Source organism: Psychrobacter sp. 1Y4 (genome assembly GCF_051847555.1).
Map to the genome: position 1 here is coordinate 1 of NZ_JBPYDE010000911.1, position 574 is coordinate 574.

A 574-nucleotide genomic window follows, 5' to 3' on the forward strand; every position below is an offset into this window, starting at 1 on the left:
CTGCTGAAGTGGCCATCAAAAAGGCCGCGCCCAAAATGGCGGTATTGTGTTTTTTTAAGGTACTCATAAACATCCTTGTTTTGTACAGAACAACTGACTTTAGCCATTAACGTTCACACAGCTATCGGTCAAATGATTATTGAGCGGATATCGTGATACCCTTTTGTTCTAATTGTTTTTTGATCTCCCGCGCAAACAAGATGGCATGCGCGCCATCACCATGCAGACAGATACTCTCTGCCTCAACGGGCACCACCTCACCGCAGACACTAGTCACCGTCCCTTGGGTAATCATCTGCAACACATGGTCAATGGCCGCTTGGGTATCGGTGATCAGCGCGCTGTCTTTACTGCGCGAGACCAATGAGCCGTCTTTTTCATAGTTTCTATCGGCAAATACCTCGGATATCGACACCAGTCCCTGACGCTTTGCCGCTGCAACCAGATGACCACCTGACAGCCCCATAACTTTTAAATTGGGATCAAAGCGTTGGATCTCACTGACCAAAATATCAGCGAGCGACTCATCAACAGCTGCTTGGTTGTATAAAGCACCATGCGGTTTGACATAATC

Annotated in this window: 1 protein-coding gene; it reads right to left on the bottom strand. The window is 47.6% G+C overall.

Annotated elements, in window-relative coordinates:
- Nucleotides 1-136: 136 nt before the first annotated feature.
- Nucleotides 137-574: LamB/YcsF family protein (locus ACS8FC_RS19555; RefSeq protein WP_439298010.1), on the bottom strand; the 438-nt coding region annotated here is incomplete at its 5' end.